Here is a 16,591-nt window from a genome sequence, read left to right as displayed (position 1 = left end):
CTTTCCTTAGAAGGAAGTCATGGTGAAAAGGTTAACAAAATAGGGCACTCGCACGAAGGGGAAACCACATGAATTCTGCTTTACCAGTTGATACGCCAATACATGAATCTTCAACCTTTATCACGCCGATGATTATGGCTAGAGGGGTTGAAAAAACCTATCCCAATGGGACCAATGCCTTACAACGACTGGATTTAAATATTGCCCGTGGTGAAATTGTTTCATTACTGGGACCGTCAGGCTGCGGTAAAAGTACCTTGCTAAAAATGTTTGCCGATCTAGAACAGCCTTCAGCAGGTTTGGTACGCTGGAATGGCAAGGCTGAAATGCAATCTCAATGCAAAATGGCCATGGTATTTCAGGAGGCAACACTGATGCCGTGGGCCAATATCGAAGACAATGTACGTTTACCTCTGGATTTACAGCATATTGCCAAATCAACCAGTATGCCCAAAGTCCAAGCTGCTTTAAAAGCCGTTGGCTTAGAAAAATTCGGCACCGCTTATCCGCGTGAACTTTCTGGGGGGATGCAAATGCGTGCCTCTTTGGCCAGAGCCTTAGTGACAGAACCTGATCTATTGTTGATGGATGAACCTTTTGGCGCATTGGATGAGTTTACCCGCCATAAACTGGATAGTGATATCCGTCAATTATGGTCAGAACGAGATTTAACGGTGGTGTTTGTCACGCATAGTATTTATGAAGCGGTGTATCTGTCTTCACGGGTAATTGTGATGGGTGCACGACCAGGACGCGTAGTGGCGGACCTAAATATTAAAGGGCCTTATCAACGTGATGAGTCTTTCCGAAGCTCAGACATTTTTATTCAACAATGTTCGCATCTATCGCAATTATTGGCTGAGGCGAGTGGAGTGCATGCTCATGATTAAACCATTTCTACAACATCCAACGGTACAACGTATTGCCGCTCCACTCGGACTTGGTTTGATCTTTCTGTTGTTTTGGCAATTGAGTTTTCAACAACTTGAAGTCCCTGTTTATGTCGTGCCGAAGCCCAGTGATATTGTCATGGCGCTGATTAATCAGTCCAGTGTGTTATTTGGTAGTTTATGGGTAACTTTAAAAATCACCTTATTGGCTTTTGTCTGCGCCGTAATGATTGGCACATTGATCGCTTTTGTATTTGTACAAAGTCGCGTGCTCGCAGCCTGTTTTATGCCGTATGCCATTTTGTTTCAGGTCACACCGATTGTTGCAATCGCACCTCTGGTCATCATCTGGATTCAAAATACCACTTTGGCGTTGGTGGTGTGTGCCATGTTGGTTGCAGTTTTTCCAATATTGACCAATACCACCTTGGGTCTGCGGAGCGTCAATAAAGGTTTGCTTAATCTTTTTCAAATCAATAAAGCCAGTCGCTGGCAGATTTTGATGCGTTTACGTGTGCCGAATGCTTTGCCTTATTTCTTTGGTGGCTTACGAATTTCCTGTGGCTTAGCGCTGATTGGTGCTGTGGTTTCCGAGTTTGTTGCAGGCGCGGGTGGCACCAGTGCGGGCTTGGCTTATCAAATCTTACAAGCAGGTTTTCAGTTGGATTTACCCTTGATGTTTGCTGCATTATTTCTGATTACCTGTACGGGTTTGGGCTTATTTGTTCTGATGTCTTTATTAAGTCAGTTCTTTTTAAGCAAATGGCATGAGAGTGAGCAAGTATGAGTTCAAAGCAAATAAATCAAAGCTATTTAATTCAAAATGCGCATGCCATTTTGACAGGCTTAACTGGGAATGCAGCACGTTGTTCATCCACTGATATCCGTATCCAATCAGGTAAAATTACTGAAATAGGGCGGTTAAGTGCTCAGCCGAATGAACAGATTGTCGATGCCAAAGATTGTGTGATCTACCCAGCATGGGTAAATACCCATCACCATTTATTTCAGTCTTTATTAAAGGGCGAGCCACAAGGTTTAAATCAAAACCTGACCTCGTGGCTTGCCAGTACACCGTATCGGTTTCGTGGCGCATTTGATGAACGCACTTTTCGGATTGCTGTACGTATTGGCTTGATTGAATTATTACGTTCAGGTTGTGCAACGGTAGCAGATCATCATTATTTATATTGGCCACAAATGCCGTTTGATGGTGCTGCAATTTTATTTGATGAAGCCGAAAAACTGGGTATGCGCTTTGTGCTATGTCGTGGCGGCGCAACCTTAACACGAGGCTTGGAAAATGAGTTACCTCAAGCCTTGCGTCCAGAAAAATTTGAAGACTATATGGCGGATATTGAGCGTTTGGTGCAGCACTATCATCAACCAGATTCAAATGCTTTCCGAAAAATCGTGATGGCACCGACTTCAACCTTGCATTCGACCACAGCGCAGCAATTACGCGAAAGTGCCAGAATCGCCAGAGAATTGGGGATTCGGATGCATAGTCATTTATCTGAAACGGTGGATTATTTGGATGCAGCTAAAGCCAAGTTTGGTATGACCCCAGTCCAGTTCTGTGCCGAGCAGGATTGGATTGGCAGTGATGTTTGGTTTGCGCATTTAGTGAAATTATTACCCGAAGAAATTCAGTTGTTGGGCCAAACTCAAACAGGAATCGCGCACTGTCCGCAGAGTAATGCACGTTTGGGCAGTGGCATTGCCGATCTTGTTGCTCTGGAACAGGCAGGCATGACCATTTCGATTGGCGTTGATGGTGCAGGTTCCAATGAAGCCGCAGATATGTTGTCTGAAACTCATGCCACTTGGTTGTTACAACGCGCCAGAAAGGGGATGTTGGCGACACCACAATATGAGGGGGGGCAATTTGAAGGTGGTGCAGATGCTGCCAGTATTGAGGATGTGATCCGTTGGGGAACAGTGGGTGGTGCGAAAATCTTGGGACTTGATCAAGTCGGTACAATTGAGGTGGGGCAACAGGCTGACTTGGTTATTTATCAGTTAGATGATCCACGTTATTTTGGCTTGCATGATATGGCGATTGGGCCTGTGGCTAGCGGCGGGCGAGCGCATATTAAGGCCATGTTTGTAGCAGGGAAAATGGTGATGGAAAATGATCAGATTCCTGATCTGGATATGATGGAGTTGGCTTGGCAAGCCAAGCAAGCGGTAAAGCTGTTACAACAGCGGAGTATGGAAATGGCAAAAATAGCCTAAGCCATATTAGTTCACGAATATCTGATAGTGGTTTATTTTTAAAAATGCATTGTCAGATATAGGATGAAATTAATGCTTAACTTTCAGGCATCCAAAAAAGTATCGTATTCACGATAATAATTGATGCCTTGAATGAAAGATTCATCGTTAAAATTGTGAGACATTAATTTAAGGTTTTCGATAACACCTTTTAAAGTACCTATTTCCATCCATGGTGATAGATATAACTCTTCTAACTCTATAGGCAAAAATGCTCCACTATCTGATTCATAAACTTTTTCATCTGGCAGATTATCGACTTCTTCCTCCGAAATAATGAAAAAAATACTTTCTTTAGGTGATTTATTCCAAGATATTAGATTGACATAAATCCATTCATTTTCCTTTGCTCTAATTACTGTCTCGTATAAATCACGTATTGTAATTATTTGGATCATTGCCCATCTCCTTTATTATTTAATTCGACAGTTAAATTTATACTGAACAATTTTTTATGAGTTTAAGCAATATATTGGGGTCTACCATCCATGATCCATCGACGATACCTTTCATCAATATGGCTTGCCAATTTGTCGTAATTTTCCCAAGTATCAGTGACTCTATACACGTTATTCGTATCTACTGAAAAGCTAAGCAAGTAGTCATCAATATATCGACTATCATTATTTAATCCTTCGTAATACGCCAAAGCAAAAGCATTACCTTCTTCGGTAAAATCATTGTCGGTGAGCTTCTCATCAAGTTCATCAATGAGAAAATGTGCTCCTGTAATTTGTTTTGTCTTTAGATGCTCAATTGCATCTTGTGAATCTTCAGTTAATTCTTCACTAGCAAAGTTGTGAAGAAGCATCCATGTTAAAAACATTCCAATATGGGTTGCTCCTGCCTCTTGTGGAAGGTCGGTAGGGAAGTCACCTCCATAATGCCAAGAAGCATCATCGTATTTCATGATTCATATCTCCAAAAACTGAGTCATTACTCACCATTTAAATAATTACACTGATTTAAATTTTAGTTTTATCGTAGTTAGTTATTTTCCGTTTGGACATTAAGAAATGTCCAATAAACGCATCTCGTCGATTCGTAATCAGGTCATAAAATTGTATCAGTTCAAAGATGGGAAAATTATTCCGAATAACCCATTTTGTTCAACAGAATGGGTTATTTAGATTGAGTTGAGGAGTCCTTTAATTGCTTTACCAGTATTTACCGGCTAGATAGGGCATTCAACATATTGCCAATAAACGCGGCCATCGTTGACCCGCTCGCATCATCAAGTGCGCACGAAGATTTCCACCCGCCGGTTCAACTGCCGGCCAGCAGGGTTGTCTTGGCCGCTGACCTCGTTGGGCGCTACTGGCTGCGACTCGCCGTAACCACGCGTGCTGGCGTTGGCTGCAGCGCCACGCTGGCGCAAGGCCATACCCACTGATTTGGCACGATGCTCGGACAAATTCAGATTGTAGGCGTCACTGCCCTTGGCATCGGTATGACCACGAATTTCGATTGCCTTGGCTGGCACTTTCTGCAAGGCCATGGCTAAGGTGTCCAGTACCTTGGCTGCATCAGGACGGATATCCGACTTGTCGAAATCGAACAATACCTGATCATTGAGAGTGATGATGAACCCACATGGCACACCGGATGGAGCGAATTTTTTTAACGGCGGGAACTTGCCAGCTGGAGTGACCTTGGGAATTGGTGCCATTTTCACTTGACGTGCTGGTGTGCCAATGCTGCCATTGCCTTTACCGTCGTTGCTCACCAACCCGTGCGGACCGTTCCATGTACCGCTGCCGTCGGCGTTGATGGTGACGATGCCTTGCGGACCATTCCAACTACCTGAACCATCACCTTGGTTGCGAATCACCCCGTGGTCGCCGTTCCAAGTGCCACCACCTTTGCCGTCCAGCACGATGATGCCGTACTTGCCGTTATACGTGCCCGAACCGTCGGCCTCGACCGAGATGATTCCATCGTCAGCGCCACCGTCGCCATTGCCGTTGATTGTGCCACTGCCATCTGCGTTGACGACGATGACGCCGCCTTCGTAGTTGGCGGTACCACTGCCGTCTGCGTCGATATGGAAGATGCCTTCATCACCGTTGCGCGACAGATTGCCTTGCACATCCATGCTGGTAATACCCGCATCGTTGACTAATGCGCCGTCGGTGGCACAGTTGGCGGGCTTGACACTGATGCCAGCCACTGGGTCAATGATATCTTGCATCGATGTTTCCAGCGCTCGCTGGGCTGGGCCAATACCGATGATCTCTGGCACGACGATCTGTGGGATTACTGGGAAGTCGACATCCCCAGCGGACTTTGCTGCGACTTTGGTTGTTTTCGTCGTCGCATTGGCCTTTTCCTCGTCAGCCGAGGGTGACTTCGTGCAGGAGCACGCGAGCAATGCTATTCCAAGCACCATGAATCTGTTCATTGAAAACATGTCTAATCACTCTACTTATATGTTGACCGCATTTTGTTTTAATTGAGTCGCGTTAAGTCCTTCGAATACCTATCTTTGGCTGCAAAAAACACGTGTACAACTAACAAGGCTATGTAGTTCTTTAATTAAGCTTATTCATTCGCTCTTGAGTGAAAGATAGGCAAATACCAGCACCGCTAGTCCGAAGAGGAGTCGCGCAATCCAGGGCGTGATCAGCCAAGCGCCGAGTGCCATGATGGCGCGGCTTAACACATGCGGTGATTGCAATGCTCTTGGCTCGGGTGTGTTATGTTGCGTCTGCAGAGGATAACCGCAATGCGGGCAGGAGTTGGCTTGGGTCGAAACCTGACGGCTGCATTCGGGGCATGAAATAAGCGCCATAAGCATTCTTCCTTTTTAATTTTTCCTATTTGGGCATTAAGAAATGTCGTATAAACGCATCTCCTCGATTCGCAATCAGGTCATAAAATTGTATCAGTTCAACGATTGGAAAATTCTTCCGAATAACCCATTTTATTTGACAGAATGGGCTAATTCGATTGAGTTGGGGGAGTTCTTTAATTGTTTTACCAGTATTTACAGGCTAGATAAGGCATTCAACATTTTACTAATTTTTTTACGTTCAACGCTATAATGTAATTCAACCATACCTTCACCCATTTGATAAGCGGAGATCAATTTAAGTGTTGGAGCAAGTACTCTTCGGGGGAAAAGCGCTTTTCCTTTTGCAAGAGTAACCGAACCAATTTGTATAATGAGTTCATCAAGCAAATTTGCATCATAGAACTGACCCGCTAATTCGCCACCGCCTACAATCCAAATATTCTTATCCCCAATGATGGATTGTATTTCAGCATAAACAGGAGCGATGTCTCCTTGTACAAAATGGATATTTGCACCTTCAATCAAGGGCAGTTTACGGCTGGAAAATACCCAAGTTGGCTGAGTATAAGGCCAAGGGGAACCTGTTTCGGCTGCAACTTGATCTGCGTTATTCAATATCCATTCATAAGTTGCCGATCCCATCACCAAAGCACCAACATTTGCAATAAACGTGGGATAACTTGAGTTATCTAGTTCGCCTAATGCAAATAACCATTCCAAAGAATCGTCTTCGGTCGCAATAAATCCATCTAGTGTACTCGCTGCAAAATATTGTACTTTCATCCTGATCATCTCCTTATTCTAAAGGAGTAGCTTAAAGCTTATTTTGTTTGGATAAATTGTTTAAATCGGATATACGACACATGATGACGCTTTAATAAAGCTAAGCTTGAAAAGGATGATGTGTATACCAATGCTCTGCAATCTGCTGACGAGTACAAATCCAGACCCGATCATGATTTTGCACATAATCTAGGAAACGTTGTAATGCCTTAAAGCGGGCAGGACGTCCTAAAATTCGGCAATGCATGCCAATCGAAAGCATCTTGGGTGAGGTTGCTCCCTCTGCATAGAGGACATCAAAAGCATCTTTTAAATATTCAAAAAAATCCTCACTGCGATTAAAACCAGTTGGTGAGGCAAATTTCATATCATTGGTATCAAGTGTATAGGGGATAATTAAATGCGGACGGGTTGCACCCGCTGCATTGCGGAGTGTTGTCCAAAAAGGTAAGTCATCACCGTAATAATCGCTGTCATATTGCACCTGACCGTATTCCGCCAATAATTGACGGGTATTGGGGCTATCGCGGCCTGTGTACCAACCTGTCGGCATTTCACCAAATAAATCTTTAAGGATCTGCATGGCTTCAGCCATATGCTGCTTTTCGGTTTCAACATCCATATTTTGATAATGAATCCAGCGTAAGCCATGCGAGACCACATCGTAATGGTGTTGTTTGATCGCTTCGACCACCAATGGATTCCGTTGCAAAGCCATCGCCACAGCAAAAATGGTCATGGGCAATTGGCGTTTGGCAAATTCCTGCTGAATGCGCCAAAAACCGACCCGTGAGCCATATTCATAAATCGAGTCCATCGAAAGATGGCGTGCAGGATAACTTTCTGCGCCACTAATTTCAGACAAAAACTGCTCTGACCCTTCGTCGCCATGCAGGATATGTTTTTCTCCACCTTCTTCATAATTCAGCACAAATTGAACCGCGATTTTTGCTTGATTGGGCCATTGGGCATGGGGCGGTTGATCGGCATAACCGACCATATCTCGTGGATAATCTGCTGTTAAATGAGTGTCTGTATTGGGCCAAACCATAGCAATACCTAAATCGTGAAAAAGGTGAATCTTCACATCAACTTACCCGATTAAATCTTTGGGTGTCAAATATTATATTGATTTAAATCAATAGCTTGTGTGTTTTGTTTTGGTGCAAAAATACCATGTTATTGATGAATATTCATTAGCATGCGCGATTTTAGTGCTTCCATCTCGATAATGATTTGATTCATCATGATTTGAGCAATCCGAGAAAGTTGCCGTTTTGGTGCAACACAAAGTGCGACCGTAATTGGATGTAGGCCATGGTCATTGATCGCTCTAAATTCAAATTCAGCATTTTCAATATAAGGGGCTGCATCCAGATAACTCATGATGCTGATACCTAAGTTTTGCCTAAGCAATGAAATCATCATATGGATATCGTTGCATTCGATGGTATGGCGTGGGTGAAAGTCCTGCTTTTTATATAAGGCCGTAACATGGTCATGAATAACCAAAGGCTCGGCAGGAATAATATGATTGAATTCCAGTGTATCGGAGAAGTAGATTTTTTCTTTATGGGCTAAAGGATGCTGTTTGGGAATCACGAAACCCAAGGGCATTTCAATAAAGGCGCTGATCTGCAATTGATGCTGATGTTTGGGATTCAGAATCAAGCCAAAGTCGAGTTCAGCATTGATCACCAGATCAGCGATACGATCACTGTCCAAGACACGAACCTTAAAATTAATCCACGGATATTGCTGAACAATAGACTGCATCACGGCACTGACAAAGCTTTCATTGAGTGCTGCAATCATCCCAAAATCAATTGAACCGCGTTGTATGCCTTGGATTTCATTCAAACGTTTCTGTGTGATTTGAAACTCTTTTTGCCAGCTGCGTAGATCGGCATAGAGTAATTCACCAGCCAAGGTCAGCTTGAGTCCACTGGGCAAACGTTCAAATAAAGCCACACCGAGTTCTTCTTCTGCCAAAACAATCTGCCGATGTACCGCGGAGACAGAAATAAACAGTTGATCGGCTGCTTTTCTTAAACTGCCTGTTTTGGCAACGGCAATAAAATAATCGGCAAAACGTGAAAATGGCAAGGCCATTGCAAACTCACTTGAGATAAAGCAGGTTTTAATACAAAAGCAATTTTAGTGCCTAGGCTGTTCTAATTTTTAGAATGATGCATATAAATCATTCTAATAGACGAGAATATTGATCTATTCCACACTGCTCATGAAGAGAAAAATCTTAAAAATGAGCACAGGATATGAACGCAATTCCATTCATCAATCTTCCAAATAAGCCATGTCATAGCCAATTTGATGATCAGGATTGGCAGATTCTTGCACAACATTGGTATCCCGTGGCACGTATTGAAGATGTGAGCAGTAAACCGCAGCAAGTCACCTTATTGGATATGAATCTAGCTTTGTATAAGACCGAAACAGGGCAGATTCATTTAGCTCGGGATATTTGCCCGCATCGCGGTGTGCCTTTGAGTAAAGGCTGGGTTGAGGGAGATACTTTGATTTGTCCTTATCATGGACTTCATTTTAATGAAGATGGCAAATGCTCTAAAATCCCAGCTCAGCCTGATTTAACTAAAATCTCAGAGCGCTTTTCGCTGACCAAGTTTCCCGTGGTTTTAAAATATGGACTGGTCTGGACCAGCATTTTGGGCAGAGATGAAAGTATGGCAAACTTCCCTGTATTAGACACATGGGAGAGTAAGGCACATCAAGCCATTTTACCGCCTTCTGTGGATATTGCCGGTTCAAGCGGTCGTCAACTGGAAGGTTTTATTGATGTGGCACACTTTGCTTGGGTACATCATCAGGCCTTTGCCGATCGAGATAATCCTGTTGTACCTAAATATTCGACTGAACGTACCGATTATGGTTTGCATACAAACTACACCAGTAATGTCAGCAACTACCCGCATGGCATGCAGCATTTAGCACCTGATGATTTTTTATGGGAGCGGATCTTTGATGTTTATCCGCCATTTTCAGCAATACTGACCATTCATTTTCCGAATGACGGTGTGCTCAAGATTTTAAATGCCTGTTGTCCCATCTCGCATAATAAGACCCGTTTATTTGTACCGTTAACTCGTAATTTTGACACCACTGGCGATTTACAGGCTGTGTATGATTTTAATGCGCAGATTTTTGCCGAAGATCAAGAGATGGTAGAGGCGCAAAAGCCAGAAGAATTACCTTTAGATATTAGTATGGAAGCACATTTTGAAGCAGATCGTTCTTCGACCATGTATCGCCGTATCTTGGCTGAATGGGGTTTAAGCAAACGCTATACGGTTTAGCTTGAATCAATTTGGGATATTTAAGAGATTAAATCAGAGTTATTTATCTTCTATTAAGCCTAAATTGTTTATTTGTATAGGCTTGTATATACAATTGCGCTAAATTCAATATACAATGACTTATAGTATTTAGTATGAGTTTTAGCCAATGTCAAGAGCGACAAAGCAAAACGATTTAGATTTGTCCCTAGAAGAAGATAGTCCTGTTCCTTTGTATTTGCGTGTGAAACAAATGATTTCGCAAAAAATCTATGAAGGAACATGGACCGTCAATAAAAAAATTCCATCAGAAAGTGAATTGGTCAATTTACTCGGCTGCAGCCGCATGACCGTGAATCGTGCCTTGCGCGAACTCACCAGTGAAGGTCTGTTGGTGCGTATCCAAGGTGTTGGTTCTTTTGTTGCAGAAGGACAAGGGCGTACTGCTTTGTTTCATGTCAATAATATTGCCGAAGAAATCATTGCCCGAAATCATAAACATCATGCCGAAGTTTTGGTACTGGAACAGATTGAGGCCAATGCTGAACAAAGTATGCTGATGCAGATTCGAGAAGGGCAAAAGCTATTTCACTCAATCATCGTGCATTATGAAAATGATGTACCTGTTCAGATTGAAGATCGACTGGTCGATCCGATGTTGATCCCAGATTACTTGGCACAAGACTTTAAAAGCATTACACCCAATGCATATTTAATGTCTAAAGCACCGGTGACTGAAGGGGAACATGTGGTGACAGCAATTCTTGCATCAGCACAAGAATGCAAATGGCTGAAAATCAATAAGACCGAACCATGTCTATTGATTCGTCGCAGGACATGGTCGAATAAACAACTCATTTCAAGTGCACGTTTGATTTATCCGGGTAGTCGTTATTATCTGGAAGGTAAGTTTACTCAATGATTCAACACTTAGACATGGCTGACTATAAACAGATGCTGTGGAAGAATGGTGCAGGTTATACCATTGAGCTTGCCCGAAGTGACGGTGACAGTTTGGATACGTTTGATTGGCGTATATCCATGGCGGATGTCAAAACTTCGGGGGATTTTTCCAAGTTTAATGGCATGCAACGCATCCTCACGGTATTGGAAGGTGCTGGCATCGTATTGAATATTGATGATGATTCCGAGCATCTAAAAACCTTAGAATCCGCTCAATTCAGTGGGGATAGCACAACCAGTTGTGAACTAAGTGATGGGCCGATTCGGGACTTTAATCTGATTTATCATCCTGAAAAATGGTGTTCTCACTATCAATGGGTGTGTGAGCCGACTAGTACTGAGATTTTTAGTTCAGCCAATCTGATTTTTATTTTTAATCAGAGTCCAGAACCATTAGAAATTGAAGTGGATCGGCAGGTTTTTTGTTTAGCACACCAGCAAAGTCTTAAAATCGAGCAGCAAAAAGCATTGAAAAAACTGGTTTTAAAATCTGAGCGTTTTAAGCAAGCTTGTCTGATCGAACTCACAAAAATCTAATTTTTTGCAAATTTCACGAAACACATATGACTTCAGGTTGTATGTGTTTTTTATTGCCGATCAAAAAATAAATCTATTTATTTCATAAGTTTGTAATTTATTTTCATAAAAGAATTGAAAAGCATCTTTTCAATATAAAAGTTTTGTGTAGTATATGGATGTATATACAAGTTAATACATTGCTATACAGTAAAGCAGGTTAATTTGCTGATTCAAACTCAATGGAAGGAGTCCGATTGTGACAACAACGACAACAAAATTTCGTGATGTAGAAATTCGCGCACCACGTGGTACAAAGCTCAATGCAAAAAGCTGGTTAACAGAAGCGCCTTTACGCATGCTGATGAACAATCTTGACCCTGATGTTGCAGAGAATCCAAAAGAGCTTGTTGTTTACGGTGGCATTGGTCGTGCTGCACGTAACTGGGAATGTTTTGACAAGATCGTTGAAACGCTAAAGAATTTAGAAACTGATGAAACCTTGTTGGTTCAATCTGGTAAGCCAGTGGGTGTATTTAAAACCCATAAAGACGCACCGCGTGTTTTGATTGCAAACTCGAATCTTGTTCCACATTGGGGAACGTGGGAGCATTTCAATGAATTGGATGCGAAAGGTTTGGCAATGTATGGTCAGATGACAGCGGGTTCTTGGATTTATATTGGTAGCCAAGGCATTGTACAAGGTACCTATGAAACGTTTGTAGAAGCAGGTCGCCAACACTATAACGGTGATTTGACAGGTCGTTGGGTGTTGACTGCTGGTTTAGGTGGTATGGGCGGTGCACAACCTTTAGCTGCAACACTTGCAGGCGCATGCTCACTCAATATCGAATGCCAACAAACCAGTATCGATTTCCGTTTACGTACGCGTTATGTCGATGAGCAAGCAACTGATTTAGATGATGCTTTGGCGCGTATTGAAAAATATACCAAAGAAGGTAAGGCGGTTTCGATTGCACTACATGGCAATGCAGCTGAAATTTTACCTGAATTGGTTCGTCGCGGTGTACATCCAGATATGGTGACTGACCAAACCAGCGCACATGACCCATTAAATGGTTATTTACCAATTGGCTGGACATGGGAAGAGTACCGTCAGCGCGCTAAAACTGAGCCAGAAGTTGTAGTTAAAGCGGCTAAACAATCGATGGCACAGCACGTTCAAGCGATGTTGGATTTCCAAAAAATGGGTGTTCCAACCTTTGACTATGGCAACAACATCCGTCAAATGGCACAAGATGAAGGCGTAGCAAATGCCTTTGATTTCCCTGGCTTCGTTCCTGCCTATATCCGTCCATTGTTCTGTCGTGGTGTTGGTCCATTCCGTTGGGCTGCACTTTCAGGTGATCCAGAAGATATCTATAAGACAGATGCCAAAGTAAAAGAACTCATTCCAGATGATGAACATTTACATCGCTGGTTAGATATGGCGCGTGAACGTATTAGCTTCCAAGGTTTACCAGCGCGTATTTGCTGGGTCGGCTTAGGTTTACGTGCAAAACTCGGTTTGGCATTTAATGAAATGGTGCGTAGTGGTGAACTTTCAGCACCTATCGTGATTGGTCGTGACCATCTGGATTCAGGTTCAGTGTCTAGTCCAAACCGTGAAACAGAATCGATGAAAGATGGTTCAGATGCCGTATCTGACTGGCCGTTATTGAATGCCTTGTTGAATACTGCTGGCGGTGCGACTTGGGTGTCATTACATCACGGTGGTGGTGTAGGTATGGGCTTCTCTCAACACTCAGGTGTAGTGATCGTGTGTGATGGTACAGATGAGGCAGCAGCACGTATTGCACGTGTATTGACCAATGACCCGGCAACAGGGGTAATGCGTCATGCTGATGCAGGTTATGACATTGCGATTGATTGTGCCAAAGAGCAAGGCTTGAACTTGCCGATGATCACACAATAAACAGACAAGGACATTACGATGCTTTTTGCAATTGTGTAAGCGGCATCGTAAGCGAACAATAGAGTGCAAAACAGGACGCCAATAATGGAACTTCTAATTCAACCCGGCAAACTTAGCTTAGCAGATCTGCGCCACGCTTATTTAAATCCAATCAAAGTGAAACTCGATGACAGCGCTTCTGCTGGCATCAATGCGAGTGTTGCTTGTGTCGAACAAATCGTCAACGAAGGCCGTACTGCTTACGGGATCAATACGGGTTTTGGTTTACTTGCATCAACTAAAATTGCACCAGAAGACCTAGAGCAATTACAGCGTTCTTTGGTGCTATCACACGCTGCTGGCGTGGGCGAGCCGCTTGACGATGCGATGGTTCGTCTGATTATGTTGCTCAAAGCAAATAGTTTGGCACGTGGCTTTTCGGGGATTCGCCGTAAAGTAATTGATGCCATTTTGGCGTTGATCAATGCAGAAGTTTATCCGCATATTCCATTAAAAGGTTCTGTTGGTGCTTCAGGTGACTTGGCACCACTGGCACACATGTCTTTGGTGTTATTAGGCGAAAGCAAAGCGCGTTATAAAGGTGAATGGTTACCAGCGGTTGAAGCACTTAAAATTGCGGGTTTAGAGCCAATTTCTTTAGCTGCGAAAGAAGGTTTAGCACTTTTAAACGGGACACAAGTTTCTACAGCATACGCATTACGTGGTTTGTTTGAGGCAGAAGATTTATTTGCTGCTGCAACGGTGTGTGGTGGTTTAAGTGTTGAAGCCATGCTGGGTTCTCGGGCACCATTCGATGCACGTATTCATGAAGTTCGTGGTCAACGTGGCCAAATTGATGTTGCTGCTGCATATCGTGACTTACTGACTGAATCGAGTGAAATTTCACATTCACATGAGGACTGTAGCAAGGTTCAAGACCCATACTCACTGCGTTGCCAACCACAGGTGATGGGTGCTTGCTTGACTCAAATTCGTCAAGCTGCCGAAGTATTAGCAATTGAATCAAATGCGGTATCTGATAACCCATTGGTCTTTGCTGCTGAAGGTGATGTGATTTCAGGTGGTAACTTCCACGCTGAACCAGTGGCAATGGCTGCGGACAACCTTGCATTGGCAATTGCCGAAATTGGTTCACTGTCAGAACGCCGTATTTCGATGATGATGGACCGTCATATGTCACAGCTGCCGCCATTCTTGGTCGCCAATGGTGGAGTCAACTCAGGCTTCATGATTGCTCAAGTAACAGCCGCTGCGTTAGCAAGTGACAATAAAGCACTTGCACATCCTGCCAGTGTTGATAGTTTACCGACCTCTGCAAATCAGGAAGACCATGTTTCTATGGCGCCGAATGCGGGCAAACGTTTGTGGTATATGGCTGACAACGTTCGCGGCATTCTTGCAGTTGAGTGGTTAGGGGCATGTCAGGGTCTTGATTTCCGTGAAGGTTTGAAGAGTTCTCCAAAACTTGAGCGTGCGCGTAAAGTGCTGCGTGACCAAGTGCCTTATTACAGTGAAGATCGTTTCTTTGCGCCAGATATTGAGCAAGCGAGTGAATTGCTTGCAAGTGGCTGCTTGAACGAATTACTCATTCCACAGCTATTACCGAGTTTGTCTGAAGTGTGATCAATAAATCGGTCACATGGAGTGGCCGAATCTAACTAAATTTCCTCAAGGATTGGAGATTATAATGTCACAACACTCCACATTACAGCGGGGGTTAAACACCCGCCATATTCGTTTTTTGGCATTGGGTTCAGCCATTGGGACAGGACTCTTTTACGGTTCGGCAACAGCCATCAAAATGGCAGGTCCGTCTGTATTAATCGCATATATCGTTGCAGGGATTGCAATTTATATCGTGATGCGCGCATTGGGTGAGATGGCTGTACATAATCCAGTATCGGGTTCATTCAGTCACTATGCCTCACAATATATTGGTCCACTTGCAGGTTTTACTACAGGGTGGACCTACGTTTTTGAAATGATCATTGTAGCTTTGGCCGACGTCACTGCTTTCGGGATTTATATGGGGTTTTGGTACCCCGATGTGCCGCGCTGGATCTGGATTCTGTCACTGATCATGTTCCTTGGGGCAATTAACCTGATTCATGTCAAAGTCTTTGGTGAACTGGAATTCTGGCTTTCGATTGTCAAAGTGACGGCGATTGTTGCGATGATTGTCGGTGGTTTAGGTTTAATGTTCTATGGCTTCCATGCGGATCATAGTGGTTTTACCACAGGCATTCAAAACTTATGGATTCACGATGGCTTTATGCCAAATGGTATTGCCGGTTTAGTTGCTTGTTTATCTGTGGTGGTATTCGCGTTTGGTGGGATTGAAATTATCGGGATTACCGCAGGTGAGTCACAAGACCCGAAAACCTCGATTCCTAAAGCAATTAATGCGGTGCCAGTACGTATTCTGTTGTTCTATGTAATGACGATTTTTGTACTGATGTCGATTTTCCCATGGAATCAAATTGGTAGCCAAGGTAGCCCATTTGTACAGATCTTTGAAAATCTTGGGATTGGATCTGCGGCGACTGTTCTCAATATCGTAGTGATTACTGCGGCGATCTCTGCGATCAATAGTGATGTATTTGGTGCTGGGCGTATGCTGTATGGTATGTCGAATCGTGGACAAGCGCCGCAAGTATTCCAAAAAATCTCCAAAAATGGTGTGCCTTGGATGACGGTTGTGGTGATGGCAGGGGTGTTATTGATCGGCGTATTGCTGAACTATCTGATTCCTGAAAATGTATTCATTATCATTGCTTCAATTGCGACCTTTGCTACGGTTTGGGTGTGGTTGATGATTTTACTTGCTCAAGTTGCGATGCGTCGTAAGTTGTCTAAAGCAGAAATCAAAGCCCTCGATTTTCCAGTGATTGGCTGGCCATATGCCCCTGCATTTGCAATTGCATTCATGTTGTTTATTTTGGCGATGATGGGCTATTTCCCAGACTCACGACCTGCAATTTATGTTGGCGCAACCTGGTTAGTTTTACTTTGGATTGCTTATACCATTTGGGTGAAGCCCAAGCAAAACACGGTAAAAGAAAATCAAAGCATGCAACAAAATATCGAAATGGAAAGTTAAATATCAAGCTGCTCAGGTGTT

Annotated in this window: 16 protein-coding genes; 9 read left to right on the top strand and 7 right to left on the bottom strand. The window is 43.4% G+C overall.

The features are described 5' to 3' along the window. Window positions 1-68: 68 nt before the first annotated feature. The 3 genes from F902_RS14505 to F902_RS14495 are packed head-to-tail and all read left to right on the top strand — an operon-like array spanning window position 69 to window position 3,128. Complete coding sequence (locus F902_RS14505) at window positions 69-890, top strand: ABC transporter ATP-binding protein (RefSeq protein ID WP_005204552.1); 822 nt, start codon at window positions 69-71, stop codon at window positions 888-890. Beyond that, window positions 883-1,677, top strand: coding sequence for an ABC transporter permease (locus tag F902_RS14500; RefSeq protein WP_005204551.1), 795 nt, complete (start codon window positions 883-885; stop codon window positions 1,675-1,677). Before F902_RS14505 ends, F902_RS14500 begins: the two co-directional genes overlap by 8 nt. Continuing rightward, window positions 1,674-3,128, top strand: a complete 1,455-nt coding sequence (locus F902_RS14495; protein ID WP_005204548.1) for an amidohydrolase family protein — start codon at window positions 1,674-1,676, stop codon at window positions 3,126-3,128. Before F902_RS14500 ends, F902_RS14495 begins: the two co-directional genes overlap by 4 nt. A gap of 83 nt (window positions 3,129-3,211) precedes the next feature. Here the strand turns inward: F902_RS14495 and F902_RS14490 are convergent, their stop codons facing one another. From F902_RS14490 to F902_RS14465, 7 genes are all read right to left on the bottom strand, one after another. Further along, window positions 3,212-3,565 carry a DUF7716 domain-containing protein gene (locus F902_RS14490; protein ID WP_005204546.1) on the bottom strand — a complete coding sequence of 118 codons (354 nt, stop codon included), beginning with the start codon at window positions 3,563-3,565 and terminating at the stop codon, window positions 3,212-3,214. Between the two features lie 62 nt (window positions 3,566-3,627). Next, window positions 3,628-4,077: a DUF7832 domain-containing protein gene (locus F902_RS14485; protein ID WP_005204545.1), complete on the bottom strand. Its 450-nt coding sequence runs from the start codon at window positions 4,075-4,077 to the stop codon at window positions 3,628-3,630. Window positions 4,078-4,401: 324 nt separating this feature from the next. After that, on the bottom strand, window positions 4,402-5,577 hold the full coding sequence (locus F902_RS14480) for an OmpA family protein (RefSeq protein ID WP_005204543.1): 1,176 nt from the start codon (window positions 5,575-5,577) through the stop codon (window positions 4,402-4,404). Window positions 5,578-5,712: 135 nt separating this feature from the next. Beyond that, window positions 5,713-5,958: a zinc ribbon domain-containing protein gene (locus F902_RS22175; RefSeq protein ID WP_005204541.1), complete on the bottom strand. Its 246-nt coding sequence runs from the start codon at window positions 5,956-5,958 to the stop codon at window positions 5,713-5,715. A gap of 195 nt (window positions 5,959-6,153) precedes the next feature. Beyond that, window positions 6,154-6,744, bottom strand: coding sequence for a dihydrofolate reductase family protein (locus tag F902_RS14475; protein ID WP_005204539.1), 591 nt, complete (start codon window positions 6,742-6,744; stop codon window positions 6,154-6,156). Window positions 6,745-6,844: 100 nt separating this feature from the next. Further along, window positions 6,845-7,795: an allantoinase PuuE gene (gene puuE / locus F902_RS14470; protein WP_005204536.1), complete on the bottom strand. Its 951-nt coding sequence runs from the start codon at window positions 7,793-7,795 to the stop codon at window positions 6,845-6,847. Window positions 7,796-7,923: 128 nt separating this feature from the next. After that, window positions 7,924-8,856 carry a LysR family transcriptional regulator gene (locus tag F902_RS14465; RefSeq protein ID WP_005204534.1) on the bottom strand — a complete coding sequence of 311 codons (933 nt, stop codon included), beginning with the start codon at window positions 8,854-8,856 and terminating at the stop codon, window positions 7,924-7,926. A gap of 164 nt (window positions 8,857-9,020) precedes the next feature. On the opposite strand from F902_RS14465, the gene F902_RS14460 reads away from it, so the two are divergent. The 6 genes from F902_RS14460 to F902_RS14435 all read left to right on the top strand — a co-directional run bounded on the left by F902_RS14460 (window position 9,021) and on the right by F902_RS14435 (window position 16,570). Next, window positions 9,021-10,076, top strand: coding sequence for an aromatic ring-hydroxylating oxygenase subunit alpha (locus tag F902_RS14460; protein ID WP_005204532.1), 1,056 nt, complete (start codon window positions 9,021-9,023; stop codon window positions 10,074-10,076). Between the two features lie 148 nt (window positions 10,077-10,224). Then, on the top strand, window positions 10,225-10,977 hold the full coding sequence (gene hutC / locus F902_RS14455; RefSeq protein WP_005204531.1) for a histidine utilization repressor: 753 nt from the start codon (window positions 10,225-10,227) through the stop codon (window positions 10,975-10,977). Then, window positions 10,974-11,555 (top strand): HutD/Ves family protein, encoded by a 582-nt coding sequence (locus F902_RS14450; RefSeq protein WP_005204528.1) that lies wholly within the window; start codon window positions 10,974-10,976, stop codon window positions 11,553-11,555. Before hutC ends, F902_RS14450 begins: the two co-directional genes overlap by 4 nt. 238 nt (window positions 11,556-11,793) lie before the next feature. After that, on the top strand, window positions 11,794-13,470 hold the full coding sequence (gene hutU / locus F902_RS14445) for a urocanate hydratase (protein WP_005204526.1): 1,677 nt from the start codon (window positions 11,794-11,796) through the stop codon (window positions 13,468-13,470). A gap of 84 nt (window positions 13,471-13,554) precedes the next feature. Then, window positions 13,555-15,093 carry a histidine ammonia-lyase gene (hutH, locus tag F902_RS14440; RefSeq protein ID WP_004806245.1) on the top strand — a complete coding sequence of 513 codons (1,539 nt, stop codon included), beginning with the start codon at window positions 13,555-13,557 and terminating at the stop codon, window positions 15,091-15,093. Window positions 15,094-15,157: 64 nt separating this feature from the next. Then, window positions 15,158-16,570 (top strand): amino acid permease, encoded by a 1,413-nt coding sequence (locus tag F902_RS14435; RefSeq protein WP_005204523.1) that lies wholly within the window; start codon window positions 15,158-15,160, stop codon window positions 16,568-16,570. The last annotated feature ends 21 nt before the right edge of the window (window positions 16,571-16,591 follow it).

The organism is Acinetobacter higginsii, assembly GCF_000369525.1.
Classification (GTDB): Bacteria; Pseudomonadota; Gammaproteobacteria; order Pseudomonadales; family Moraxellaceae; genus Acinetobacter; species Acinetobacter higginsii.
Note: the sequence above shows the minus strand (reverse complement) of the source record. Positions and strands in the feature narration are given on the sequence as shown.

What these genes read in the sequence shown, in the direction of transcription:
- F902_RS14485 (WP_005204545.1), bottom strand. Translation starts at nt 4,077, where the DNA reads ATGAAATACGATGATGCTTCTTGGCATTATGGAGGTGACTTCCCTACC.
- F902_RS14505 (WP_005204552.1), top strand. Translation starts at nt 69, where the DNA reads ATGAATTCTGCTTTACCAGTTGATACGCCAATACATGAATCTTCAACC.
- F902_RS14450 (WP_005204528.1), top strand. Translation starts at nt 10,974, where the DNA reads ATGATTCAACACTTAGACATGGCTGACTATAAACAGATGCTGTGGAAG.
- F902_RS22175 (WP_005204541.1), bottom strand. Translation starts at nt 5,958, where the DNA reads ATGGCGCTTATTTCATGCCCCGAATGCAGCCGTCAGGTTTCGACCCAA.
- hutC (WP_005204531.1), top strand. Translation starts at nt 10,225, where the DNA reads ATGTCAAGAGCGACAAAGCAAAACGATTTAGATTTGTCCCTAGAAGAA.
- puuE (WP_005204536.1), bottom strand. Translation starts at nt 7,795, where the DNA reads ATGGTTTGGCCCAATACAGACACTCATTTAACAGCAGATTATCCACGA.
- hutH (WP_004806245.1), top strand. Translation starts at nt 13,555, where the DNA reads ATGGAACTTCTAATTCAACCCGGCAAACTTAGCTTAGCAGATCTGCGC.
- F902_RS14495 (WP_005204548.1), top strand. Translation starts at nt 1,674, where the DNA reads ATGAGTTCAAAGCAAATAAATCAAAGCTATTTAATTCAAAATGCGCAT.
- F902_RS14475 (WP_005204539.1), bottom strand. Translation starts at nt 6,744, where the DNA reads ATGAAAGTACAATATTTTGCAGCGAGTACACTAGATGGATTTATTGCG.
- F902_RS14490 (WP_005204546.1), bottom strand. Translation starts at nt 3,565, where the DNA reads ATGATCCAAATAATTACAATACGTGATTTATACGAGACAGTAATTAGA.
- F902_RS14465 (WP_005204534.1), bottom strand. Translation starts at nt 8,856, where the DNA reads ATGGCCTTGCCATTTTCACGTTTTGCCGATTATTTTATTGCCGTTGCC.
- F902_RS14460 (WP_005204532.1), top strand. Translation starts at nt 9,021, where the DNA reads ATGAACGCAATTCCATTCATCAATCTTCCAAATAAGCCATGTCATAGC.
- F902_RS14500 (WP_005204551.1), top strand. Translation starts at nt 883, where the DNA reads ATGATTAAACCATTTCTACAACATCCAACGGTACAACGTATTGCCGCT.
- F902_RS14480 (WP_005204543.1), bottom strand. Translation starts at nt 5,577, where the DNA reads ATGTTTTCAATGAACAGATTCATGGTGCTTGGAATAGCATTGCTCGCG.
- F902_RS14435 (WP_005204523.1), top strand. Translation starts at nt 15,158, where the DNA reads ATGTCACAACACTCCACATTACAGCGGGGGTTAAACACCCGCCATATT.